We start from the raw sequence: 24,088 nt of genomic DNA, 5'->3' as shown, positions 1-24,088 counted from the left end.
CCTCTATGCTCCTTTCAGGCAGGTCTCATACTGGCTCGACAACTGTGAGAGGAATTTCACATAGCTGTCTTTTCCTAAGCTGATGTCTGTGCCCAGTGGATCGAGCGTGCCTTTTCGCACCTGGGTTCCACGGGCAACAGCATCGATGACCGCCGGCCTGAATTGTGGCTCAGCAAAGACGCAAACGGCCTTTTTCTCAACCAACTGTGTTCGAATTTGATGTAAGCGCTGTGCTCCAGGCTGAATTTCTGGGTTAACGGTAAAATGCCCTGTGGGCGAGAGACCGTAGTGTTTTTCAAAGTACGTGTAAGCGTCGTGAAAAACGAAATACCCTTTATCTTTAACCGGAGCAAGCTGTGAGATAATGCGCTTATCTGTGTTCGCTAATTCTGCCTCAAAGTGCTGCAGGTTGGCGTCAAGTTTGGCTTTATCCTGCGGCATAAGTTCCAATAATTTGCCATGGATTGCAACCGCGGTTTTTTTCGCTATCTCTGGTGACATCCACAAGTGCATATTAAACTCACCATGATGATGGTGATGCTCTGCATCGTGATCGTGCTCAGTATCGTCGTGGTCATGATGATCATCGTCTTCACCACCGCGGAGCAGCATCGGTTTTACGCCGGAAATTTGCACTATCTCAAGATTCTTTTTCTCGGGCAGTGCTGCGGCCGATTTGGTCATGAAAGCTTCCATTTCAGGACCAACCCAAACAACTAACTCCGCGTTTTGTAAGCGTTTTACGTCAGAGGGACGCAAGGCATAATCGTGTTCGGATGCCCCATCAGGCAGCAAAACGTCCACGGGCGTCACGCCATCAGCAATGGCCGAGGCGATAAACCCTACGGGCTTAATTGAGGCCACGATAGTGGCATGCGCGGGTAAGGCAGCAGAGGTCGCAAAAGCCATCGCAGTCAGGGTAAAAAATACCCCTTTTTTATTATGTAACATAATGCGTCATTCCTTCGTCATCAACAGATTGGATGTGATATTATAACATTCGAAATTCTGTGCAACCTGTAAATCTTATGCCATCACTTGTCACACTTGAGAACGTATCCATTAGTTTTGATCAGCGCCCGGTGTTATCTGGCGTGAGTTTAGAACTTCATCCTGGTAAAATTTTAACGCTGCTGGGTCCTAACGGCGCGGGTAAATCGACGCTGGTTCGGGTGGTACTTGGCCTGCTTGCGCCCACGTCCGGTCAGGTTCGCCGAAGTGCGGACTTGCGTATCGGTTACGTGCCACAGAAACTGCATATCGATCCTACGCTGCCGGTGACGGTCGAGCGGTTTATGCGTTTGTCACGCGGCGCCCGTAATCAGGATATTTTGCCGGCCCTGAAGCGCGTTCAGGCCGGACACCTGCTGAAATCACCGTTGCAGAAACTGTCGGGCGGCGAAACCCAGCGCGTGTTACTGGCCCGCGCCCTGCTCAGTCAGCCTCAGTTGCTGGTGCTGGATGAACCGACTCAGGGCGTGGATGTTAACGGGCAAGTCGCGCTTTACGATCTGATCAATCAGCTGCGTCATGAACTGAATTGTGCCGTGCTGATGGTTTCCCATGATTTGCATTTAGTCATGGCAAAAACGGATGAAGTGCTCTGTCTTAACCATCATATTTGCTGTTCAGGTACGCCTGAAGCGGTGTCACAGCATCCGGAGTTTATCGCGATGTTTGGACCGCGTGGCGCGCAGGAACTGGCTATCTATCGTCATCATCATAATCACCGTCACGATCTTCAGGGACGTATCGTATTACGCAAAGGACCGGGTCCATCATGATTGAATTACTGCTTCCGGGCTGGCTGGGCGGCGTGATGCTGGCGCTGGCGGCCGGTCCACTGGGCTCGTTTGTCGTCTGGCGCAAGATGTCCTATTTCGGCGATACCCTGGCGCATGCCTCACTGCTCGGTGTCGCCTTTGGTTTACTGCTCAACGTCAATCCCTATTACGCCGTGATCATGGTAACGGTCTGTCTGGCGTTGGGTTTGGTCTGGCTGGAACGCCGCCCACATCTGGCGATTGATACGCTGCTGGGGATTATGGCACACAGTGCACTCTCACTTGGGCTGGTCGTGGTGAGCCTGATGTCGAATGTCCGGGTGGATTTGATGGCCTATCTGTTTGGTGATTTGCTGGCGGTAACGCCTAGCGATCTGTGGGCAATGGCGGCTGGCGTGCTGTTCGTCCTGGCCGTGATGGCCTGGCAGTGGCGCGCACTGTTGTCGATGACCATCAGCCCGGAGCTGGCTCAGGTTGACGGCGTCAATATTCAACGCACCCGACTGATGCTGATGCTGGTAACCGCGTTGACCATTGGTGTGGCGATGAAATTTGTTGGCGCACTGATCATCACATCGCTGCTGATTATTCCGGCCGCCACTGCCCGGCGCTTTGCCCGTTCACCTGAAATGATGGCGGCGGTCGCCGTACTGATTGGGATCATAGCGGTAACCGGTGGATTAACCTTCTCGGCGTTTTATGACACGCCTGCCGGCCCTTCAGTGGTGCTGTGCGCAGCCATACTTTTTATGCTCAGCATGGTGCGCAAACCGGCGCTGTAATCACGCGTCTTTGGTGATACCAAAGTGGCGATAGGCATGCTGCGTGGCCATCCGGCCGCGCGGTGTGCGCTGAATAAAGCCCTGTTGAATCAAGAATGGCTCGATGACATCTTCGATCGTTTCCCGCTCTTCACCAATCGCCGCCGCCAGGTTGTCCAGCCCCACCGGGCCGCCGGTGAATTTATCAATAATGGCCAGCAACAGTTTACGATCCATATAGTCGAAGCCTTCACTGTCCACATTCAACATATTGAGTGCTGTTACCGACACCTCGCCGCTCAGAAGACCATTTGCACGCACCTCCGCAAAATCGCGTACCCGACGCAGCAGGCGATTGGCGATACGTGGTGTGCCCCGAGAGCGGCGGGCAATTTCCAGCGCGGCTTCTTCGCTCAGCGCCAGGCCAAGGCAGGCGGCACTCCGGCCTACGATATGCTGGAGATCTTTTACCTGATAAAACTCCAGACGCTGTACGATGCCGAAGCGATCGCGCAAGGGCGAGGTCAGCGAGCCTGCCCGCGTCGTGGCACCGATCAGGGTAAAGGGCGGCAGATCCAGTTTGATTGAGCGCGCTGCCGGGCCTTCGCCAATCATAATATCCAGTTGGTAATCTTCCATGGCCGGATAAAGGACCTCTTCCACCACCGGCGAAAGGCGGTGGATCTCATCAATAAACAACACATCGTGAGGTTCGAGGTTGGTCAGCATCGCCGCCAGATCGCCCGCTTTCTCCAGCACCGGGCCAGAGGTTGTGCGCAGATTAACGCCCATCTCGTTTGCCACAATATTGGCCAGTGTGGTTTTACCCAATCCGGGCGGACCAAAAATCAGCAAATGATCCAGCGCATCGCCACGCAGTTGCGCAGCCTTGATGAAAATTTCCATCTGCTCGCGCACCTGAGGCTGGCCCACATATTCGGTCAGCATTTTCGGACGAATAGCGCGGTCGAGGCCCTCTTCTTCGTTAATGCTGACAGCGGAGATCAGGCGATCGGCTTCAATCATGAATTACCTCAAATAGCAGCGCGGAGCGCTTCACGGATCAACGTTTCGCAATCCGCATCAGGGCGGCCAACTTTGCTGATCATACGGCTCGCTTCCTGCGGTTTATAACCCAGTGAAACCAGCGCTGCAACCGCTTCCGCTTCTGCGTCGTTGGTCTCCGGCTCCGGGCCAGGCGTGGTAAGCGTAAAGGCCGAATCCCCGCCGAACAGATCGCCATGCATGCCTTTAAAGCGATCTTTCATTTCCACCACCAGACGTTCAGCGGTTTTCTTGCCCACGCCCGGCAGTTTAACCAGCGCGGCGATCTCTTCTTTTTCCACTGCCGTGACAAACTGCTGTGCCGACATGCCCGACAGAATCGCCAGCGCCAGCTTAGGGCCAACGCCGTTCACTTTAATTAACTCGCGGAACAGCGCGCGTTCCTGCTTGCTGTTAAACCCAAACAGCAGTTGCGCATCTTCACGTACCACAAATTGGGTGAAGATCACCGCTTCGTGATTAAGATCAGGCAGCTCATAAAAACAGGTCATTGGCATATGTACTTCATAGCCGACGCCATGCGCCTCAAGCAGCACCAGCGGCGGCTGCTTTTCCAGAATAATGCCCCGTAAACGACCAATCACCTGATGCCTTCCTTATCCAAAGTATGTGGCGGAATTTATACCATAAAAAAGGCTGGATGAATATCCAGCCTGATAGCGATTACGCTGCGGTTGCTGTTAACTCTGGCGCAATCTGCCACGGCTCAGCACCAGCTTGCTGTCACTCATGCGCGCCGCGTTTTGTGCAACGTGGCAGTGCGTGATGGCGATTGCCAGTGCATCGGCGGCATCGGCCTGCGGATTCGCCGCCAGTTTCAGCAGGGATTTGACCATATGCTGAACCTGGCTTTTTTCCGCACTACCTGTGCCCACCACCGTTTGCTTCACCTGACGCGCCGCATATTCGAATACCGGCAAATCATGGTTAACCGCCGCCACGATAGCTGCACCTCGCGCCTGCCCCAGCTTCAGGGCAGAATCCGCATTCTTCGCCATAAAAACCTGTTCTATCGCGAAAAAATCCGGGGAAAACTGCGTAATGATTTCGCAGACCCCGGCATAGATCAGCTTGAGACGTGCTGGTAATTCCGTTGTGTTGGTACGAATACAGCCGCTGCCCAGATAAGTGAGCTGGCGACCGGTCTGACGAATCACCCCATAACCGGTAACGCGTGAGCCGGGGTCAATCCCCAAAATAATCGACATAACGCGTCTCCAGCCTGAGCGTGCGGCAGTACAGCATTAAAGCGTTTCCGCCACCTCGTCGGAGATTTCACCGTTATGGTAAACCTCCTGCACGTCATCACAGTCTTCCAGCATATCGATAAGACGCAGCAGTTTGGGGGCCGTTTCCGCATCCATTTCCGCTTTGGTTGACGGGATCATCGCCACTTCGGCCGTGTCGGCTTTCAGGCCAGCCGCTTCCAGCGCATCACGCACTGCACCCATCTCTTCCCACGCGGTAAACACGTCGATGGCACCGTCATCGTAACTGACCACATCTTCTGCGCCAGCTTCCAGCGCCGCTTCCATGACCGCATCTTCATCATGTCCCGGTGCGTAGGAGATCACGCCTTTTTTGCTGAACAGATAGGCCACGGAGCCGTCGGTGCCCAGGTTGCCGCCGGTTTTGGTGAAGGCATGACGCACTTCACCAACGGTGCGGTTGCGGTTGTCACTCAGGCACTCAATCATCACGGCTGACCCGCCAGGACCGTAACCTTCATAAATGATGGTTTCCATATTGGAATCATCTTCACCGCCCACGCCGCGTGCAATCGCCCGGTTCATGGTGTCACGCGTCATGTTGTTGGACAGCGCTTTATCCATCGCCGCACGCAGGCGCGGGTTCGAGCCAGGATCGCCGCCGCCCAGTTTGGCCGCCGTGACCAGCTCACGAATTATTTTGGTGAAGATTTTACCGCGCTTGGCGTCCTGTGCCGCCTTGCGGTGCTTGGTATTCGCCCATTTACTGTGTCCAGCCATCTTACTTTCTCTCCAATCTTTTATTTCGCCCGAGCTATCTGACGTGCGACCCCGACTCCCGCCAGTGCTCACTCAGGTTGCAGACAACCTGAACGCCCGGAAAAGGCGGCCCCGAAGGGGCGAGCATCACCCGTCATCCTCACGTACTTAAGTACGCGTCGGTTGCGGTACGCTGGCGGTAACCGGCCTCGCTGCGCCGATTACGCTCGACTGTTCAATGCGTTGGTGACGTTGTGTGAAAACTTACCCGCTTCATAAAACTTAATGCATTCGCCGCGCAAATAACGCGTTGCGGCAAGCATTCAAATAAATTCTTCAATCGCCTGACGATTACTCCAGGACTTAGTGAGGGCCGCGGCGGCGGCAGGCTCAAGCCAGCGCGCGGCAAGATGCTCAGTGAGCAGCAGGTCGCGCTCAGTCGGTAAGGTCAACCTGAACCAGTGCTCACGATTGTGCGTGGTGCCGGGCGCGTAACGATGCCGATAGTGCGGGAAAATCTCAAAGTCGATTTCACGCTGACAGTCTTCTATCGTTAGCTGCTCGGCCTGCACATCAATGCCTAATTCCTCACCCACTTCGCGCTCAGCGGCCTTAAGCGGCACTTCATCCGCTTCAAGGCTGCCGGTGACCGATTGCCAAAAGTCCGGGTCGTCACGGCGCTGCAGCATTAACACCCGGCCACTGTCCTGCGCAACAATCACCACTAACACAGAAACCGGATGTTTATACGGCATTACTTATTCTCAAGCTTATCTTTCCTCACCACCTGAATGCCTAATTCAAGCAGTGAGGCCGGATTGGCTTCGCTTGGCGCTTCAGTCATCATACAGGCCGCTGCCGTGGTTTTCGGGAAGGCGATAACGTCACGAATATTATCGGTACCGGTTAACAGCATGGTCAGACGATCCAGACCAAAGGCCAGGCCAGCATGCGGCGGCGTGCCGTACTTGAGTGCATCCAGCAGGAAGCCAAACTTCTCACGCTGTTCATGCTCTTCTATGCCCAGAATGCTAAACACCGTCTGCTGCATTTTACCGTTATGGATACGCACAGAACCGCCGCCCACTTCATAGCCGTTGATCACCATGTCGTAAGCATTCGCTACGGCCTGGGTAGGATCGGCCGCCAGCTGTTCCGCACTCATCGCTTTCGGTGCGGTGAACGGGTGGTGCATTGCGGCCAGGCCACCTTCATCATCTTCTTCAAACATCGGGAAGTCGATAACCCACAGCGGTGCCCAGGCTTTCTCATCGGTGATCTGCAGGTCGCGGCCCACTTTCAGACGCAGTGCGCCTAACGCATCCGCCACCACTTTGGCACGATCGGCACCGAAGAAGAGGATATCGCCATCCTGAGCGCCGGTGCGGCTGAGAACGGTTTCGACGATCTCAGCGTTAAGGAATTTCGCCACCGGACTCTGCACGCCATCCAGACCGTTCGCGCGTTCATTTACCTTCATCCATGCCAGACCTTTGGCACCGTAGATCTCGACAAACTTGCCGTATTCATCAATCTGTTTACGGCTCAGCTGCGCACCGCCTGGAACGCGCAGCGCGGCAACACGGCCTTTCTCGTCGTTAGCCGGGCCGGAGAACACCTGGAATTCCACCGTTTTCAGCAGATCGCCAACATCCACCAGTTCCATCGGGTTACGCAGGTCCGGTTTGTCAGACCCGTAGCGATGCATGGCTTCGGCAAAGGTCATCTGCGGAAACTCACCGAGGTCCACGCCCTTCACGCTCTGCCAGAGTTCGCGGATCATGCGTTCCATAATCTCACGCACCTGCGGCGCGGTCAGGAAGGAGGTTTCCACGTCGATTTGCGTAAATTCAGGCTGGCGGTCAGCGCGTAAATCTTCATCACGGAAGCATTTGACGATCTGATAATAGCGGTCAAAACCCGACATCATCAGCAACTGCTTAAACAGCTGCGGTGACTGCGGCAGTGCGTAGAACTTCCCTTTGTGCACGCGGCTCGGCACCAGGTAATCACGCGCGCCTTCCGGCGTGGCCTTCGTCAGCATCGGCGTTTCAATATCCAGGAAGCCCGCCTCATCCATAAAGCGACGCACAAAGCTGGTGATTTTCGCACGGGTCTTTAAGCGCTCCACCATTTCCGGGCGACGCAGATCCAGATAGCGGTACTTCAGACGCGCTTCTTCGCTGTTGTTCTGATTGGAATCGAGCGGGAGCGGTTCGGAACGGTTAATGATATTCAGCGTTTCGGCAAACACTTCGATTTCACCGGTCGCCATATCGGCATTTTTGTTTTTCCCGTCACGCGCACGCACAGTACCGCTGATCTGAATACAGAATTCGTTACGCAGTTCAGAAGCCAGCTTGAATGCATCCTGACGATCGGGATCAAAAAATACCTGCACAATACCTTCACGGTCGCGCATATCGATAAAAATCAGGCTTCCCAGATCGCGACGGCGGTTGACCCAGCCGCAAAGCGTGACTTGCTGACCTACATGAGACAGATTGAGCTGTCCACAATACTCTGTACGCATAACACTATCCTTTTAACTTCGCCGCTGCAGCTGACAGCACCGGGCCGCGTAACCTGATGAGGTGCTGTCGTAAAAAAGGCCGCTATTATAATGGAAAAAGGCAAACAGGATAAGTGGAGCCACGTTAAAGCGCGGCATTTCCTGTTCGCTTTTCACCGGTTTGCGTCAATATACTGCCTTACAGGATAATTACTATCACACTCAACGGCGGGAGTCAGGCGTGACACTTCGTATTGGTTTGCCACAATGGCACCATGCGCACTGGAAGCGATGGGGCATCGAAACCCTGGCTGACTATGCGCGTTATTTCGGCACGGTGGAGGGCAATACCACGCTGTATGCGCTGCCGGATACCGAAACGGTCCTGCGCTGGCGGGATATGACACATGACCAGTTTCGTTTCTGTTTTAAGTTTCCCAGCAGCATTAGCCATCAGGCAGCTCTGCAAAATACTGACGATTTAGTCACCGACTTTTTTCGCCTGATGACACCGCTCGCCGATCGCATTGGTCAGTACTGGTTACAGCTGCCTGCCAGCTTTTCGCCCGCCCAGTTGAACGATCTCTGGCGCTTTCTGGACAGCTTACCGGCGCATTTTTCCTATGGCGTAGAAGTGCGTCATGCCGCGTTTTTTGCCAAAGGTGAGGCAGAACGCGCCCTGAACCGCGGTTTGCTGCAGCGTGGCGTGAATCGCGTGGTCCTGGACAGCCGCCCGGTTCATAGTTCCACTTCGCAAAGTCCGGCAGCGCTTCACGCCCGTCAGCAAAAGCCTCGCGTTCCGCCGCATGCGCTGTTGACCGGTTCGCGGCCCATGATTCGCTTTGTCGGCAGCGACAATCTGGAAGAAAGCCTGCCACTGTTTCACATCTGGCTGGCAAAGCTGGCGGAATGGCACACCCAGAGTGAACCGCTGGTGTTTATTCACACGCCGGATATGGGACAGGTTTTTCCGCTGGTGCAGGCTTTATGGCCAGAACTCCAAAAAATTGATGCCAGCATCGGTCCCGGACCTGACTGGCCGCAACAGGATTCGCTATTCTGATAGCAATGGGCAGCCTCGCCCCCTCTGGTGATATCGATAAAAAAGGAATCAATGATGATCAGCGCGTTATATGTGGTTATAGGTGCTTTACTGATAATGAAGTTCACGCTCAACGTCGTTCGCTTTCGGCGTCAGCACAAGGTTGCCTTTGGGGATGGCGGCCATCACGACCTGAATATGGCTATCCGTATTCACGGCAATGCCATTGAAACGATTCCCCTGGCGTTGCTGCTACTCGTGACGCTGGAAATGAACGGCGCAGATGTCTGGATGGTTCACCTGACGGGCATCCTGTTTTTTATTGGCCGTTTCCTGCACGCTTATGGGTTGCGCAATGACGCCATGAGCGGCCGCAAATATGGCATGATGCTGACGCTGTTTGCCCTGTGCGGAATGGTGGTTTTTAATCTCATTTATCTCCCCTGGCAGTTGGTGCTCACCCTGCATTAATGTTCGCGGCTTAAAGGGTGCAGGCCGCGGCAGTTTCTGCCAGAATAGCGCCCTTTCCGCTGTCTCTTCGGATTTTCGATATGTCTGATCGCGATCAACTCTTTTCTGCGCCCATTGCAAAACTGGGCGACTGGACTTTTGACGAACGTGTAGCTGAAGTGTTTCCCGACATGATTCAGCGCTCGGTGCCCGGCTATTCCAATATTATTTCGATGATTGGGATGCTGGCTGAACGGTTCGTCCAGCCCAACAGCCAGGTGTTTGACCTTGGCTGCTCATTAGGTGCCGCCACGCTCTCGGTGCGCCGCAATATTCACGTGCCCGGCTGCCAGATTATTGCCGTGGACAACTCTCCGGCCATGGTCGAGCGCTGCCGCCGCCATATCGATGCCTTTCGCGCCGATACGCCGGTTAGCGTGGTTGAAGCGGATATCTGTGACATTGAGATTGAGAACGCCTCTCTGGTCGTGCTCAATTTCACCCTGCAGTTTCTTGAGCCACCGGCCCGTCTTACGCTGTTGAGTAAAATCTGGCAGGGGCTGAATCCCGGTGGTGCGCTGGTGCTTTCTGAGAAGTTTAGCTTTGAAGATCCTGAGGTCGGCGAACTGCTGTTTAACATGCACCATGACTTTAAGCGTGCCAACGGTTACAGCGAGCTGGAAATCAGCCAGAAGCGCAGCATGCTGGAAAATGTCATGCTGACCGACAGCGTGGAAGCGCACAAGGCGCGCCTGAAGCAGGCGGGGTTTTCCCATGCTGAATTATGGTTTCAGTGCTTTAATTTTGGTTCGTTGGTGGCATTAAAATGATCGACTTTGGCCGTTTTTATCAGCAAATCGCCGTTGGCCCCCTGGCAAAATGGCTGGAAGTGCTGCCCGCACAGATCAGCGACTGGCAGCGGGAAAATTTGCATGGACATTTCCGTGACTGGTACAAATCGCTGGAATATTTACCGCTGCTGGAACCCCAGCGGCTGGATCTGCTGAATAGTGTGAGCGCCGATCGTGATGATATCAGCGATCGTCATCGTCAGGGCATTGAGAAACTGCTGCGAAACCTGATTCCGTGGCGTAAAGGCCCCTATTCTCTGTATGGGACTGAGATTAATACCGAATGGCGTTCGGACTGGAAATGGGAGCGCGTGCTGCCTCATATTTCATCGCTGGCCGGACGAACCGTGCTGGATGTCGGTTGTGGCAGTGGCTATCACATGTGGCGCATGATTGGTGCGGGCGCGCATCTGGTGGTAGGTATCGATCCCATGCAGCTGTTTTTATGCCAGTTCGAAGCCGTGCGTAAACTGCTGAATGACGATCGGCGCGCCCATTTGCTGCCGCTCGGCATTGAACAACTGCCGGTTCTTCAGGCATTTGATACGGTGTTTTCCATGGGCGTGCTGTATCACCGTCGCTCCCCGCTTGACCACCTTCTCCAGTTAAAAAATCAGCTGGTGAACGGCGGCGAACTGGTACTGGAAACGCTGGTGATCGAAGGCGATGTGAATCAGGTACTGGTGCCAGGCGAACGCTATGCGCAGATGCGCAACGTCTATTTTATCCCCTCGGCTGAGGCGCTGAAAAGCTGGCTGGAGAAGTGCGGTTTTGTTGACGTGCGTATTGTTGATTTCGCCCTGACCTCCACCGAAGAGCAGCGTCGTACCGACTGGATGACCAGTGAATCACTGGCCGAGTTCCTCGACCCCGACGACAGCAGCAAAACCGTTGAAGGTTATCCAGCCCCGCTGCGCGCCGTGCTGGTTGCCACAAAACCGTAGCCCTCAGCGGCGAGACAGCGCCAGTTTCGCCGCAAAGCCTATAAATACACAGCCGGTTAAACGGTCCATGACCTTCAGTACCCGAGGCCGTTTTAACTGCTCAGCAAAATAATGGCTGCTGCCGATCAGCACCGTGCTCCAGGCCAATCCCACCAGCATATGCGTCAACGCCATCAGGCTGCACCAGATCGCCACGGAAGCACCCTGCGGAATAAACTGTGGCAAAAATGTCACATAGAAAACGCCGACTTTGGGATTCAGCAGATTACCCAGCAAGCCACGGCTAAAGCAGACCAGATGGCTTTGCTGAGCCACGGCTTCAGCAGGCAGCGACGCGCTCTGGGTGCGTGGGTGCCACAGCAGCTTGACGCCCAGATAAAGTAAGTAGGCCGCACCTATCCACTTCAACAGGTTGTAAGCCATTTCAGAGGCCAGCAGCAGCGCGCCCAATCCCAGCCCCACCGCTATCCCCCACAACAAACACCCTGAGGCCACGCCCAATGCCGTGGCGCTGGCGCGCCGCCAGCCTTGTGCCGCTGCCGACCGCAGGATTAAGGCGGTATCAAATCCCGGTGTCAGGGTCAAAATCACAATAGCAAACAGGAAAGAGAGTAAAGAAGCCGTCATATGCGAATCCCCGATAAACACCGACTCACGATATCAAGCGCATTTCTGTCTGTACAGCCAGCAAAAAAGCATTAGCTGCTATTCTTTTTAAGGGCTTTATCTTCGGGCCGGTAACGGCCTTCATTTATGTAACCAGGAGCAACGTTTATGAAATTTATTTTCTCTTCACCCCGCAAATATGTGCAAGGTGCTGGCGTACTCGATGAACTGGGAAACTATGTCGCCGAGCTGGGTAATCATGCTTTTGTGGTGGCAGACGATGTCGTCTGGGGACTGGTCGGTGAGCGGGCGCACTCTACGCTGACCCAGGCGGGCGTGAAGGTTATTCGCCAGCAGTTCAATGGTGAAGCGTCCAGTAATGAAATCACCCGCCTCAGCCAGCAGGCACAGCAACAAGGCTGTAACGTGGTGATTGGGCTGGGTGGCGGTAAAACGCTGGATACCGTTAAAGCAGTTGCCGATGAACTCAAGCAACCGGTGGTTATCGTCCCGACGATTGCCTCCACCGATGCGCCCTGTAGTGCCCTGTCGGTGATCTATTCTGACAGCGGCGTCTTTGAAAGCTATCGCTTCTACAGTAAAAACCCGGATTTGGTTTTGGTCGATACTGCAGTCTGCGCCGCCGCGCCTGCTCGCTTATTTGCCTCGGGCATTGCGGATGGTCTGGCCACCTGGGTCGAAGCCCAGGCAGTAGCCCGTAGCCATGCTAAATCGATGGTGAATGGCGATCCGACCATCGCCGGGCTGGCAATCGCCCGCGCCTGCGAAGAGACCTTATTAACGTGGGGCTACAGCGCCTATGTGGCCGTTAAAGAAAAACGCGTGACGCCTGCGGTCGAGGCGGTGGTGGAAGCGAATACCTTGCTGTCAGGACTGGGGTTTGAGAATGCTGGTCTGGCAGGCGCGCACGCCATTCACAATGGTTTTACCGCCATCGAAGGCGATATTCACCACCTCACTCACGGCGAGAAAGTGGCCTACGGCACCTTAACCCAGATGGTACTGGAGCAGCGTCCCGATGAGGAAATTGCCCGCTACATCCGTTTCTACCGCTCGATCAATATGCCAACAACGCTGAAAGAGATGCATCTGGACGGGGTAAGTTGGGAGAATCTGGTAAAAATAGGGGCGCTGGCCAACAGTGAAGGCGATACGCTGAAAAACCTTAACCCCAACCTGGCACCGGAGCAGATTGCCCATGCGCTGCTGGGGTTGGATGCCTTTAGTCAGACGGTAAAATAATCGCTATTCCGTCGCCTCAGCGGGGTTATCCCAGTACTGGTATTTATAGACCGCGCTGAGGTGACGTTGAATGGTCCCTTTTTCGAACACTTCGGTTTCATTCAGATAACTCAGCGTGCAATTGCCCTTTTCATCCCAAAACTGGCATTCATCCACGGAGCGCAAGGTGCTGACGTCGGTCGTCGCGGTGCCATTCAGGCGCAGTTCCCGCGCCTGCTTGTCGTAGGTGTAAGTATCTTTGCGACGGGCCGAGGTCGAACGCGTTACCAGACCTTGCGAATTCCATTGATAACGGTATTCACCGTTACTGACGGGATCGGTTCCCCGCGCAACACTTTTCAGCAAACGGAAGCCGTTGTCATAACGGTAAGTCGTATCGGTAAAACCGTCTTTGCCCATGCTGATAAATTTATCTGACGCGCTGATGATGTTGCCGTTTTTACCCTTCTGCCAGTTAATCGTGCCCTGGCGATTATCCACCACCACTTCGCTACCCTGCTTTAACACTTTAACCAGATAGGCATATTCCGCGACCCAGCCGCCCTGAACCCGCACCAGGTGTTGCTCCATACTCAGGATGACATTACGCTCATTTTTGTCGTAGCTGATATCGGCCACCAGCAGATCGCCACAGCGGTCGAACTGCCCCAGCACCCGCTTTTGTGAATTAACGTCTTTGCCAAACTCACCGGCGATGACCTGACGTACCTCACCCTTTGCGCTACCGCCCAGCAGAATCCAGTTATTGCTGTTGGTCACCGCTTTATTGTGTGGCTGGCATGCTGCTGCCCATGAAGAGGGGAATGAAATCAGGGTGATTACAGCGGACAGCAGAACGCATCGCATGGTATGAGCCTCGGACGTCAATGTCGTTAACGGTTTACCTTAAATAGCAGGAACCGACTGATGAAGGAAAGCAGAATTATTTTGACAGCACGATTGCCTCACAGGCCATCCCAGAGGCGTCCTGACGGAATTTTGGACAAAAAATACCCCAGCAAATGTGCTGGGGTTTGGTACTTGCAAACATCACGTCATCAAACGGCGTGCTGCGCGGCAAAACTGGTAGTGAGTCAGGCCACTCGGGCGGTATTCATCTGCATCACGCTTTTCATTGCTTCAACGACATCGCTGTCGACGCAGTAACGGCTGAACTCATCAATTTCGGCTTCGGAACACATGGAGACACCCGCTTTGCGGTAGCGCATCGGCGATGCCACAAGGTGGCTGGCCGAGCTGTGTACCTCGCGGATATCCGCATCAAGAAACTTTTGCAGGTTGCTGAGACGTACCCCAGCACCGGCCATAATGATTGGACCTGTGCTGTATTCATTAAGTTCCCTCAATAATGCAATTCCGTTTTCCGCACTTTGTTGCTGGCCAGAGGTCAGGATGCGCCGGACGCCGAAGTCCGTCAGCACCTCAAGCGATCGCTTAGGCCGATGGCACAAATCAAAGGCGCGATGAAAGGTCACCGCCATACCGTCGCAAAGCGCCATAATCTGGCGCATCTGGCTGGCGTGGATATTGGCATCTTCATCCAACATACCCAGCACGATGCCCGGGAACCCCAGTTCACGGATGCGTGCTACGTCTGACTTCATCGTTTCAAATTCACGGCTGGAATAGCAAAAGTCGCCGCCGCGCGGGCGAACGATAGGATGCACCGGAACAGAAATGTCACGACGGGCGACTTCCAGCATGCCTGCAGAAGGCGTCAGTCCGCCTTCACGTGGCGCCGCGCAAAGCTCAATGCGATCGGCTCCCGCCTGCTGGGCGGTTAATGCACAATCCACGCCATAGCAACAAATTTCCAGTGTGGTCATTCTCTTCTCCTTTACATGGCTTCCTGTTCACGCCAAATTCGTCAGGTATGCTTATCCCTTAGAACAGTTTACGTGGAAAACTAACTATGACATTCAATTTTGACCAACGGATAGACCGCCGTCACAGTGATAGTCTTAAATGGCACAAATATGCGGGTCAGGATATTCTGCCACTGTGGGTCGCCGATACCGATTTTCGATCGCCTGAGTCGATCATTGAAGCCATTAAAAGTCGCGTTGACCACGGCGTTTTTGGTTACGGTGATGCGCCTCACGGCCTGATAAAAGCGCTGATCGCACGTTGTGCATCGCGCTATCACTGGCAGGTTGATCCCGAATGGATAGTGGTTTTACCCGGCGTGGTCTGCGGCTTAAATCTGTCGGTTCGGGCCTTTACCTCGCCACAGCAAGGCACCGTTGCCCCCTTACCGATTTATCCCCCTTTCCGTTCGGCCGCCAGACTGGCAGAGCGCGATCAGCTGAGCCTGCCATTAACCTTGCAGCAAGGACGTTGGGTGATGGATCTGCGCGCAGCGGAGGGAAAGATGCAGGACAAAAAGCTGTTGATGCTCTGTAATCCTCAGAACCCAGGCGGCACCGTTTATCGTCGGGAGGAACTGGAGGCACAGCTGGCATTTGCCCAACAGCATGATTTACTCGTGTGTTCTGATGAAATTCATTGCGATCTGCTGTTAACGCCGGGCTTGCAGCATATTCCATTTGCCTCGCTGAGCGATGATGCTGCCCAGCGCAGCGTCACGCTGCTGTCCCCCTCAAAAACCTTTAATATTGCGGGCCTGGGCGCCTCCGTCGCCATCATCCCCAACCCCGAACTGCGCGCACGTTTTACCGCCGTGCGTCAGGGCATTGTGCCCTCGGTGGATATTCTGGCGCTGGTCGCTGCCGAGGTTGCCTGGCGCGACAATGATGACTGGCTTGATGCACAGCTTGAATATTTGCGGGGTAATCGCGACTGGCTGGTTTCTCAGGTGAATGCGCTGCCCGGGCTCTCAATGACATCCCCCGAAGGCAGCTATCTTGGCTGGATCGATGCCAGCGCCTTGCCGGTGGCCAGTCCGGCACTTTACTTCGAAAAGCACGGACTGGGATTCTCACCGGGTCGCGATTTTGGCGATGACCGCTTTGTGCGGATTAATTTCGGTTGCCCGCGCGCCCTGCTGGAAGAAGCGGTCAAACGGCTTAAACGCGCCGTCGAGGCTCTCGCCTAAGACTGCTCACTGGCTACGATCTCTTCCAGGCTCCACGGGTGAAATTTTATCGTGGTTTCCCCATCGGTCACCGCCAGGGTCGGATTAGGCAGACGCTCATTTTCCCCTTTAGGCGAGCTGGTTTTAAAAGAAATACCGGGTTGTGCGAGCGCGTGGTCAGACAGTAGCGCCATCGCACGCATCCCAAGGGTTTCTGGCTCGCCCCTCAATACCACTTCCACATGCTCCCAACCTTCATGGCGATAACGTTTCTCTCCCGGCCACGGCAGTTCAATCACGTCAATGTGCCAACTGGCAATGACCAGAGGTTGATACAGTTTAAACAGGCAGACAGGACGACCATTAATCATGGCCGCCGAGAACTGCCGCCCCATTTGTGCCAATCCCCGCTGCCAACGTTCGGCGGTGGCATTTTGGTGACAGCGCACAGCAACGTGATCAACGTGCAGTTCGTCACCCTTTAACCCCAAACGTTGTGAAAACTTTTGTAACCGTTGTTCAAAGGCGGCCAGATCGTCGCGTAAGTCGTCCAGTTCTGCTGGAAAGGGGGTACTCACTGTTACTTCTCTCCCGATCAAATTTAATTACTTAAGGTTCGTAACTCATTGTCAACGTTGAATCGTAAATGACAAAAGGGTGAGATTCATCTTATTTGGGTGATTATTTTCAGCTAAAGCGAATAAATAACGTTTTTAATTCAGAGTTATCTTCTTTTTAGATCCACTCTTAAGTTGATAAACACCAGCTAATATAATGTTTTTATTGAACATAATTAATACAATAAGATAAGTCTCATTTAATCCCGAACTGATTGCAGCTGCGTCGCCTTTCTTATAAATTTGCATTGATACCATTATAAGGAAAGTTTTTATGACTATGCTCATCGTTGTTGCAACATTGATCGCACTGATGGGATTTGCCCTTGCGCGCCACTGGAAGGTGCGAGAAGACAAAAGTGTTAAAAACGCGCGCCACGCACGCCGTCGCTGACGCCGCCGGGAAACATCTTCGTGCCTGTTTCCCCCGCCTTTATCCAGTTACTGACTCAAGCTGACATTTCACGTATACTTTTTCCCTCATTTTTTCCGTTCTGCCTGATGATTGATCTTTTCACTCCATCCGGCAGAATGATGATGACAGCTCGCTGCGCTGTCAGCGTGCTTTTCTCAGCATATTTAAGGTAATCCGGTGAATATTCAGGCGCTTCTTTCCGCAAAAGTCAGTCAGGCTATGGTGCTGGCTGGTGCTCCCTCCGATTGTGAACCTCAGGTTCGCCAGTCGGCCAAAGTTCAGTTTGGTGATTATCAGGCAAACGGCATTATGGCCGTTGCTAAAAAACTGGGCCAGGCGCCACGACAACTAGCCGAAACCGTCATTCAACATCTGGACCTTAGCGGTATCGCCAGCAAGGTTGAGATTGCCGGACCGGGTTTCATTAATATCTTTCTCGATCGCAGCTGGCTGGCAGATAACGCCAGAAAAGCACTGCATCATCCGCGACTCGGTGTCAGCACCGTTGAACCCCAAACGGTGGTGGTGGATTACTCTGCGCCGAACGTGGCGAAAGAGATGCACGTCGGTCACGTACGCTCCACCATTATTGGTGATGCGGCCGTGCGCACCCTGGAGTTTCTGGGACATAACGTCATCCGCGCCAACCACGTTGGCGACTGGGGCACGCAGTTCGGTATGCTGATCGCCTTTCTTGAGAAACAGCAAAACGAGAACCACGCCGAAATGGCGCTGGCAGACTTAGAAGGCTTTTACCGTGAAGCCAAGCGCACCTACGATGAAGACCCTGATTTTGCGGAGCGTGCGCGCCGCTACGTGGTGAAGTTACAGGGCGGCGACGAGTACTGCCGTCAGATGTGGAAAAAGCTGGTTGATATCACCATGAGTCAAAACCAGCATATTTATAACCGTCTGAACGTCACCCTCACCCGTAAAGATGTCATGGGCGAAAGCCTTTATAACGATATGTTGCCCGGTATTGTCGCCGACCTGAAAGCAAAAGGCTTAGCGGTCGAAAGCGAAGGTGCAACGGTCGTTTTTCTGGATGAATACCAGAATAAAGAAGGTGAGCCGATGGGCGTCATCATTCAAAAGAAAGACGGCGGCTATCTTTACACCACAACCGATATTGCCTGTGCGAAATACCGTTACGAGACGCTGCACGCCGATCGCGTAATTTATTACATCGATTCGCGCCAGCATCAGCATCTGCAGCAGGCATGGACCATCGTGCGTAAAGCCGGCTATGTACCTGAATCTGTCCCGCTTGAGCATCACGCATTTGGCATGATGCTGGGCAAAGACGGTCGTCCGTTTAAGACCCGCAGTGGCGGTACCATTAAACTTTCCGATCTGCTGGATGAAGCCTATCAGCGTGCTTACACGCTGGTGCGCGAAAAAAACCCGGATATGAGCGAAGACGAAGTGGTTTCGCTCGCGGAAGTGGTGGGCATCAGCGCAGTGAAATATGCTGACCTGTCAAAAAGCCGTACCACGGATTACATCTTTGACTGGGACAACATGCTGGCGTTTGAAGGTAACACCGCGCCCTACATGCAGTACGCTTATACGCGTGTGCTGTCCGTATTCCGCAAAGCGGGCATCGAGGCCGAGACGATTCAGGCAGACATCACCCTGAGCGACGATCGTGAAGCCCTCCTGACAACGCGCCTGCTGCAGTTCGAAGAGGTCATCACCCAGGTTGCCCGCGACGGCACGCCGCATGTGATGTGTGCTTACCTCTACGACCTGGCCGGTCTGTTTTCTGGCTTCTACGAACACTGCCCGATTCTGGCGGCAGAGGATGACGCGACCCGCCAGAGCCGCTTACAGATTGCTGCCCTGACCGCTAAAACCCTGAAGCTGGGGCTGGATACGCTGGGTATCAAAACCGTCGATCGCATGTAATTGCTTAAGGCGCTGAGTCCTCACTCAAACTCAGCGCCTGTCTGTCATCCTGCCCACCTGCCTTATCCCCCGCTGCCTCATGATTTCCTCTGCGCCTCTCTGCATGCCTGTCTTCGCACCTGAAGGTGGTAACGACATAAATCAGCACATTATTGCCTCAAAACAAGACATCGTCATGCCTGGCGGCAGCCCGATCGGCGCAGACAACCTACATCCCCTGTTTATCGGCAAAATCTCATGACGTGATGCCATTCTCAGTACCGGACTCTACTATAAGCCCGCATTTCATCAGGTCTTTACGTGTTTCGAGAAAGGATAATCCATCGATGTTAAGAAAAACATTTGCCGAATTCATCGGTACATTCTGGCTGGTATTGGGGGGTTGCGGGAGCGCCCTCTTCGCCGCAAATTTTCCGCAAACCGGGATTGGTTTTGCTGGCGTGGCTCTGGCTTTTGGCCTCTGCGTGCTGACCATGGCCTTTGCTGTTGGTCATCTCTCAGGCGGGCATTTTAATCCTGCCGTCACTCTGGGGCTGTGGGCCGGTGGCCGCATCGGATATCAGACTATTTTCCCCTATATGATTGGGCAAGTGGCTGGCGGTATCGCCGCGGCGGCTCTGCTGTATCTGATCGCACGGGGCCAGGCTGGTTTTGATGTGGCAGCCAGCGGTTTCGCTGCCAATGGCTTTGCCGAACATTCCCCAGGCGGCTATTCACTGTGCGCAGCCGTGGTGACTGAGCTGGTGCTCAGCGCCTTTTTTCTGATCATCATTCAGGGTGCGACCGATAAACGCGCGCCTGCGGGTTTCGCGCCGGTGGCGATTGGCCTGGCCTTAACGCTTATTCATTTAATCAGCATTCCCGTGACCAATACGTCGGTGAATCCGGCGCGCAGTACGGCGATGGCGGTATTCCAGGGAACCTGGGCGTTACAGCAGTTGTGGGTATTCTGGCTGGTGCCGCTGGTGGGCGGTGTAACTGGCGGGTTGCTCTATCGTTATTTGCTGGCAAGTAAAGACTAATGGATGACGGTGATGACCGAACCTGTGGGTCATCGCCCAGACCGGCAGCGGCAACAGGATCGCACGCTGTCGGTCTGACCTGAGCCGGTTGATGGCCCGACTCAGTGATAATTGACCGTCACTTCTGTGCTGACCACTTTTAGTCCCGGCGGTAAGCTTCCGCTGCCGGCGAAACCAAACACCATGTGCAACGTTTCACCTGCGGCAACCCCGGTAAGACCGCGCGTCCCACCATTTGCCCCCTCCAGATCGGTACAACGCTGCTCAGCACAAAGCCGAACCTGCAGGCCTGACGGCGCAGGCTGGGTAAACTGATAGCGCCAGTTTACGAGGCTGATTGCCCCTTTGACCTCTCCCGGCGGCGTCAACGGCTGGGACGATTGCCAGCTCCCGCGATTGACCAGCAACGGCCCTGCGGCGCTGGCACTCCATGCGCCATCTGCGGCCTGAGCAAACATCGGCAGCAGTAGCGCAAACAGCATCATCGATCTCATTGTTTGCCTCCGATGGTGGCGGTCATTCGAATCTGGCGATTATCGCTTAATTCCATATTTGACAGCACCACCAGCTGCGGCATGTTACGGCGCAGGAAGCGGGCCAGTAAGGCACGTAATGGATGATTCACCAGTAATACCGGCGGTGCGCCCATCATCTCCTGACGCTGCAATGCTTCTTGCGTCTGCGCTAACAGACGGTCGGCAAGCCCCGGCTCCAGTCCGCCACCGCCCTGCAGGGCCTGCAGCAACAGGCGCTCCAGTGTGGCATCCAGTCCAATCACCTGAACTTCACCGTTACCCGGGAACCACTGCTGGGTAATTGCCCGACCCAATGCCACGCGTACCACGCTGGTTAATTCCTGCGGATCGCTTTGTACCGGGGCGTGCTCCGCCAGGGTTTCAATAATGGTGCGCATATCGCGAATTGAGACACGCTCTACCAGCAGGTTTTGCAGAACTTTATGCAGGGTGGTCAGATTGATAACGCCCGGCACCAAATCTTCGGTCAGTTTAGGCATCTCTGAAGAGACGCGGTCCAGCAGTTGCTGTGCTTCCTGACGACCAAACAGCTCGCTGGCATACTGACCAATGAGATGATTAAGGTGGGTTGCCACCACGGTACTGGCTTCCACCACGGTAAAGCCCTGAATCTGCGCCTGTTCTTTCAGCGCGCCATCAATCCAGACGGCGGCAAGGCCAAAGGCCGGGTCCACCGTGGCTTCACCCGGTAAGGTCCCTGCGGCGGTGCCTGGGTTGATCGCCATCCAACGTCCCGGATAGGCGTCACCACTGCCAATTTCCACGCCTTTCATCAGAATACGATAGCGGGCTGGTGGCAATTCCATGTTGTCGCGGATATGCACCACCGGAGGCAGGAACCCGACGTCCTGCGCCACCTTTTTACGAATGCTGCGGATACGACCGAGCAGTTCGCCGTTTTGGTTATGATCGACCATCGGAATCAGGCGGTAGCCCACTTCCATGCCCAGCGTATCTTCCAGTTGGACATCGGTCCAGGAGGCTTCAGCCGATGCCGGTGTGTCCATGGATTTGGTGAGGCTGCCCGGCGATTCGATATTCGCTTTAGGCTGCATTTCACGGCCACGTAACCACCATGCCAGGCCCAGCAATGCGGCGGTGAACAGCAGGAAAACAAAGTTTGGCATGCCCGGCACTAAGCCCAGCAAACCAATCACCCCGCCACTCAGCATCAACACGCGGGGATCTTTGAACAGCTGCCCCACCATCTGCTCACCCACGTCCTGGTCGGTCGCTACGCGGGTCACAATCACACCTGCCGCCGTGGAGATAACCAGCGCCGGGATCTGGGCGACCAGGCCGTCACCAATGGTCAGCAACGTATAGGTCTCTGCCGCATGTCCTGCATCCATACCGTGCTGAACGATACCGACCAACAGTCCACCGATCACGTTGATCACCATGATCATAATGCCCGCGATGGCATCGCCGCGTACGAACTTACTGGCACCGTCCATTGAGCCGTAAAAGTCGGCTTCCTGGGTGACTTCGGCACGGCGGCGTTTCGCCTCATCTTCACCAATCAACCCCGCATTCAGGTCGGCGTCGATGGCCATCTGTTTACCGGGCATCCCATCAAGCACAAAACGCGCGCCCACTTCAGCGATACGGCCAGCACCTTTGGTGATAACCATAAAGTTGATAATCACCAGGATGATAAACACCACAATACCGATGGCAAAATTGCCCCCGACCAGAAAGTGGCCAAAGGCTTCAACCACCCGTCCGGCTGCGGCCGCACCCGTGTGACCTTCCAGCAAAATGATACGGGTTGAGGCGACGTTCAGCGCCAGGCGCAGTAAGGTCGAAAACAGCAAAATGGTCGGGAACGCCGCAAATTCCAGCGTCCGCTGGGTAAACATCGCGACCAGCAGCACCATAATCGACAAGGCAATGTTGAAGGTGAACAACAGATCCAGGATGAATGGCGGTAACGGCAGGACCATCATCGACAAAATCATGATGATCAGGACCGGGCCAGCAAGCACCTGCCACTGCATGTCTTTGAAGTTGCCCGGTAGGCGTAGTTTAGCGGCCAGATTAGCCATCGTTTTTGTTCTCTCCTGCAAAGTCCATCTCTGCCGGGACCGGCAGGTCTTTAGGTTTTACGGGTATCAGGCCGCCTTCGCGCTTCCAGCGACGTAGCTGCCAGACCCAGGCCAGCACTTCTGCCACAGCGCCATACAGCGCGCCCGGAATGTGTTGTCCAATTTCAGTATGTCGGTACAGCGCACGCGCCAGCGGCGGTGCTTCCAGAACCGGGATACGGTGTTCCGCGCCCAGTTCACGAATGCGTAAGGCAATATCCCCTGCGCCCTTAGCGATGACCTTCGGTGCACTCATCTTTTTCTCGTTATATTGCAGGGCAACCGAATAGTGCGTCGGGTTAGTGACGATCACATCCGCTTTGGGGACATCGGCCATCATGCGACGCCGGGCTGCGGCACGCATCTGTTGACGGATGCGTCCTTTAACATGCGGATCACCCTCTTGCTGCTTGTGCTCATCGCGAATTTCCTGACGTGACATGCGTAGCTTTTTAAAGTGACTGTACAGCTGCCAGAAAACGTCATAGCCCACCATGGGGATCAACCCGAGCATGACCAGCGAGCAGCAGATGGCAATCATATCCATGCCGTGAATCAGTGCCGTTGTGGGTGACTCGGCAATCAGACGCAGCATATCCGGCCAGTGCGTCCAGATGTACCAGCCTGCCACACAGCCAACCAGGATGGTTTTCAGTATCCCTTTAAACAATTCGGTCCATGCCTGCGCCGCAAACATACGTTTAAAGCCCGTCAGCGGATTAAGCTTGCCGAAATCCACTTTGATGGATTTACCGCTAATCACTACGCCGCCCAGTAGCATCGGCGAGGCGATGGCGACCAGAACCAGCCCACCCAGTAACGGCAACAGTGCGCCAAGAGCCTGCATAATCAGATTGCCGACATGGGCAATAATGATTTTGTCATCGGTGACCATGCCGTGGTCAAAACGTAACCCGGTTGACACCATGGCACCCAGTCGGTGAGCCATCATGGTGCCGCCAATCCATAAAATCATGATGCCGGCTAACAGCATCAGCAATGAGGTCAGTTCGCGCGAACGCGGAATCTGGCCTTCTTCACGTGCTTTTTCAAGTCGGTGGGCCGTGGGCGATTCTGTTTTGTCTTCGTCGCTATTTTCTGACACCACACACCTCGGTTGGCAGGAATTCTGAGCATAGAATGCCAAATTTGGGTTTGGTTAAAGCGTGGATAAAACGTGAAAAACACGCGCTCTTTCACGGATGGCAAAAGAGAAAAGAGAAG

Annotated in this window: 24 protein-coding genes; 10 read left to right on the top strand and 14 right to left on the bottom strand. The window is 54.5% G+C overall.

Translation table 11 applies throughout. The features are described from left to right. Positions 1-3 precede the first annotated feature (3 nt). Positions 4-951, bottom strand: coding sequence for a zinc ABC transporter substrate-binding protein ZnuA (znuA, locus tag QNH99_RS09965; protein WP_256852268.1), 948 nt, complete (start codon positions 949-951; stop codon positions 4-6). Between the two features lie 77 nt (positions 952-1,028). Here znuA and znuC point away from each other — a divergent pair, with 77 nt between their 5' ends. Together znuC and znuB are read left to right on the top strand one after the other, a co-directional pair. Further along, on the top strand, positions 1,029-1,784 hold the full coding sequence (gene znuC / locus QNH99_RS09960; protein ID WP_241567537.1) for a zinc ABC transporter ATP-binding protein ZnuC: 756 nt from the start codon (positions 1,029-1,031) through the stop codon (positions 1,782-1,784). Beyond that, entirely contained in the window at positions 1,781-2,566 is a 786-nt protein-coding gene (gene znuB, locus QNH99_RS09955; RefSeq protein ID WP_063879896.1) for a zinc ABC transporter permease subunit ZnuB, read from the top strand. Before znuC ends, znuB begins: the two co-directional genes overlap by 4 nt. Here the strand turns inward: znuB and ruvB are convergent, their stop codons facing one another. The 6 genes from ruvB to aspS form a co-directional block, all read right to left on the bottom strand. After that, positions 2,567-3,571 carry a Holliday junction branch migration DNA helicase RuvB gene (ruvB, locus tag QNH99_RS09950; RefSeq protein ID WP_063879897.1) on the bottom strand — a complete coding sequence of 335 codons (1,005 nt, stop codon included), beginning with the start codon at positions 3,569-3,571 and terminating at the stop codon, positions 2,567-2,569. It abuts the gene before it with no gap. 8 nt (positions 3,572-3,579) lie between these two features. Next, positions 3,580-4,194, bottom strand: a complete 615-nt coding sequence (gene ruvA / locus QNH99_RS09945) for a Holliday junction branch migration protein RuvA (RefSeq protein ID WP_063879898.1) — start codon at positions 4,192-4,194, stop codon at positions 3,580-3,582. Positions 4,195-4,290: 96 nt separating this feature from the next. Beyond that, positions 4,291-4,818: a crossover junction endodeoxyribonuclease RuvC gene (gene ruvC / locus QNH99_RS09940; protein ID WP_410517623.1), complete on the bottom strand. Its 528-nt coding sequence runs from the start codon at positions 4,816-4,818 to the stop codon at positions 4,291-4,293. Positions 4,819-4,854: 36 nt separating this feature from the next. Beyond that, positions 4,855-5,598, bottom strand: a complete 744-nt coding sequence (locus QNH99_RS09935) for a YebC/PmpR family DNA-binding transcriptional regulator (RefSeq protein ID WP_063879900.1) — start codon at positions 5,596-5,598, stop codon at positions 4,855-4,857. Between the two features lie 302 nt (positions 5,599-5,900). Then, positions 5,901-6,332 carry a dihydroneopterin triphosphate diphosphatase gene (gene nudB / locus QNH99_RS09930; protein WP_410517622.1) on the bottom strand — a complete coding sequence of 144 codons (432 nt, stop codon included), beginning with the start codon at positions 6,330-6,332 and terminating at the stop codon, positions 5,901-5,903. Further along, positions 6,332-8,110: an aspartate--tRNA ligase gene (gene aspS / locus QNH99_RS09925; protein WP_283355221.1), complete on the bottom strand. Its 1,779-nt coding sequence runs from the start codon at positions 8,108-8,110 to the stop codon at positions 6,332-6,334. Before aspS ends, nudB begins: the two co-directional genes overlap by 1 nt. A gap of 220 nt (positions 8,111-8,330) precedes the next feature. On the opposite strand from aspS, the gene QNH99_RS09920 reads away from it, so the two are divergent. The 4 genes from QNH99_RS09920 (at position 8,331) to cmoB (ending at position 11,376) form a co-directional block, all read left to right on the top strand. Further along, a complete protein-coding gene (locus QNH99_RS09920) occupies positions 8,331-9,152 on the top strand; it encodes a DUF72 domain-containing protein (protein ID WP_283355220.1) in 822 nt (273 codons plus the stop codon). A gap of 54 nt (positions 9,153-9,206) precedes the next feature. Next, positions 9,207-9,602, top strand: a complete 396-nt coding sequence (locus QNH99_RS09915) for an MAPEG family protein (RefSeq protein ID WP_063879904.1) — start codon at positions 9,207-9,209, stop codon at positions 9,600-9,602. An 80-nt stretch (positions 9,603-9,682) separates the two neighbouring features. Continuing rightward, positions 9,683-10,411: a carboxy-S-adenosyl-L-methionine synthase CmoA gene (gene cmoA, locus QNH99_RS09910; protein ID WP_063879905.1), complete on the top strand. Its 729-nt coding sequence runs from the start codon at positions 9,683-9,685 to the stop codon at positions 10,409-10,411. Continuing rightward, complete coding sequence (gene cmoB / locus QNH99_RS09905) at positions 10,408-11,376, top strand: tRNA 5-methoxyuridine(34)/uridine 5-oxyacetic acid(34) synthase CmoB (protein ID WP_410517621.1); 969 nt, start codon at positions 10,408-10,410, stop codon at positions 11,374-11,376. Before cmoA ends, cmoB begins: the two co-directional genes overlap by 4 nt. 3 nt (positions 11,377-11,379) lie before the next feature. Here the strand turns inward: cmoB and QNH99_RS09900 are convergent, their stop codons facing one another. Beyond that, positions 11,380-12,003 (bottom strand): LysE family translocator, encoded by a 624-nt coding sequence (locus tag QNH99_RS09900; RefSeq protein ID WP_096011182.1) that lies wholly within the window; start codon positions 12,001-12,003, stop codon positions 11,380-11,382. 147 nt (positions 12,004-12,150) lie between these two features. Here QNH99_RS09900 and QNH99_RS09895 point away from each other — a divergent pair, with 147 nt between their 5' ends. Continuing rightward, entirely contained in the window at positions 12,151-13,245 is a 1,095-nt protein-coding gene (locus tag QNH99_RS09895; protein WP_063879907.1) for a glycerol dehydrogenase, read from the top strand. A 3-nt stretch (positions 13,246-13,248) separates the two neighbouring features. On the opposite strand, the gene QNH99_RS09890 is transcribed toward QNH99_RS09895, so the two are convergent. Together QNH99_RS09890 and cutC are read right to left on the bottom strand one after the other, a co-directional pair. Next, on the bottom strand, positions 13,249-14,091 hold the full coding sequence (locus QNH99_RS09890) for a hypothetical protein (protein ID WP_063879908.1): 843 nt from the start codon (positions 14,089-14,091) through the stop codon (positions 13,249-13,251). Positions 14,092-14,318: 227 nt separating this feature from the next. Further along, a complete protein-coding gene (gene cutC / locus QNH99_RS09885; RefSeq protein ID WP_063879909.1) occupies positions 14,319-15,071 on the bottom strand; it encodes a copper homeostasis protein CutC in 753 nt (250 codons plus the stop codon). Between the two features lie 86 nt (positions 15,072-15,157). Between cutC and QNH99_RS09880 the strand changes: the two genes are divergently transcribed. Beyond that, positions 15,158-16,300 (top strand): MalY/PatB family protein, encoded by a 1,143-nt coding sequence (locus QNH99_RS09880; protein ID WP_283378897.1) that lies wholly within the window; start codon positions 15,158-15,160, stop codon positions 16,298-16,300. Here QNH99_RS09880 and QNH99_RS09875 read toward each other — a convergent pair. After that, positions 16,297-16,857, bottom strand: a complete 561-nt coding sequence (locus QNH99_RS09875) for a VOC family protein (RefSeq protein ID WP_096011146.1) — start codon at positions 16,855-16,857, stop codon at positions 16,297-16,299. The two genes, QNH99_RS09880 and QNH99_RS09875, sit on opposite strands and share 4 nt — an antisense overlap. A 631-nt stretch (positions 16,858-17,488) precedes the next feature. On the opposite strand from QNH99_RS09875, the gene argS reads away from it, so the two are divergent. Further along, positions 17,489-19,219, top strand: a complete 1,731-nt coding sequence (gene argS / locus QNH99_RS09870; protein ID WP_109716486.1) for an arginine--tRNA ligase — start codon at positions 17,489-17,491, stop codon at positions 19,217-19,219. A 326-nt stretch (positions 19,220-19,545) separates the two neighbouring features. Further along, a complete protein-coding gene (gene aqpZ, locus QNH99_RS09865; protein WP_096011145.1) occupies positions 19,546-20,241 on the top strand; it encodes an aquaporin Z in 696 nt (231 codons plus the stop codon). A gap of 101 nt (positions 20,242-20,342) precedes the next feature. Here aqpZ and QNH99_RS09860 read toward each other — a convergent pair whose 3' ends face one another. The 3 genes from QNH99_RS09860 to flhB are packed head-to-tail and all read right to left on the bottom strand — an operon-like array spanning position 20,343 to position 23,969. Beyond that, entirely contained in the window at positions 20,343-20,735 is a 393-nt protein-coding gene (locus QNH99_RS09860; RefSeq protein ID WP_063879915.1) for a flagellar protein FlhE, read from the bottom strand. Beyond that, the gene (gene flhA / locus QNH99_RS09855; protein ID WP_109716488.1) at positions 20,732-22,825 is read right to left on the bottom strand and encodes a flagellar biosynthesis protein FlhA; all 2,094 of its coding nucleotides are present in this window, start codon (positions 22,823-22,825) and stop codon (positions 20,732-20,734) included. Before flhA ends, QNH99_RS09860 begins: the two co-directional genes overlap by 4 nt. Next, positions 22,818-23,969, bottom strand: a complete 1,152-nt coding sequence (gene flhB, locus QNH99_RS09850) for a flagellar biosynthesis protein FlhB (RefSeq protein WP_063879917.1) — start codon at positions 23,967-23,969, stop codon at positions 22,818-22,820. The genes flhA and flhB overlap by 8 nt, the downstream gene beginning before the upstream one ends. Between the last annotated feature and the right edge of the window lie 119 nt (positions 23,970-24,088).

This window comes from Pantoea allii, from assembly GCF_046529425.1.
Lineage (GTDB): Bacteria > Pseudomonadota > Gammaproteobacteria > Enterobacterales > Enterobacteriaceae > Pantoea > Pantoea allii.
This window is presented reverse-complemented; position numbering and strand designations above follow the sequence as displayed.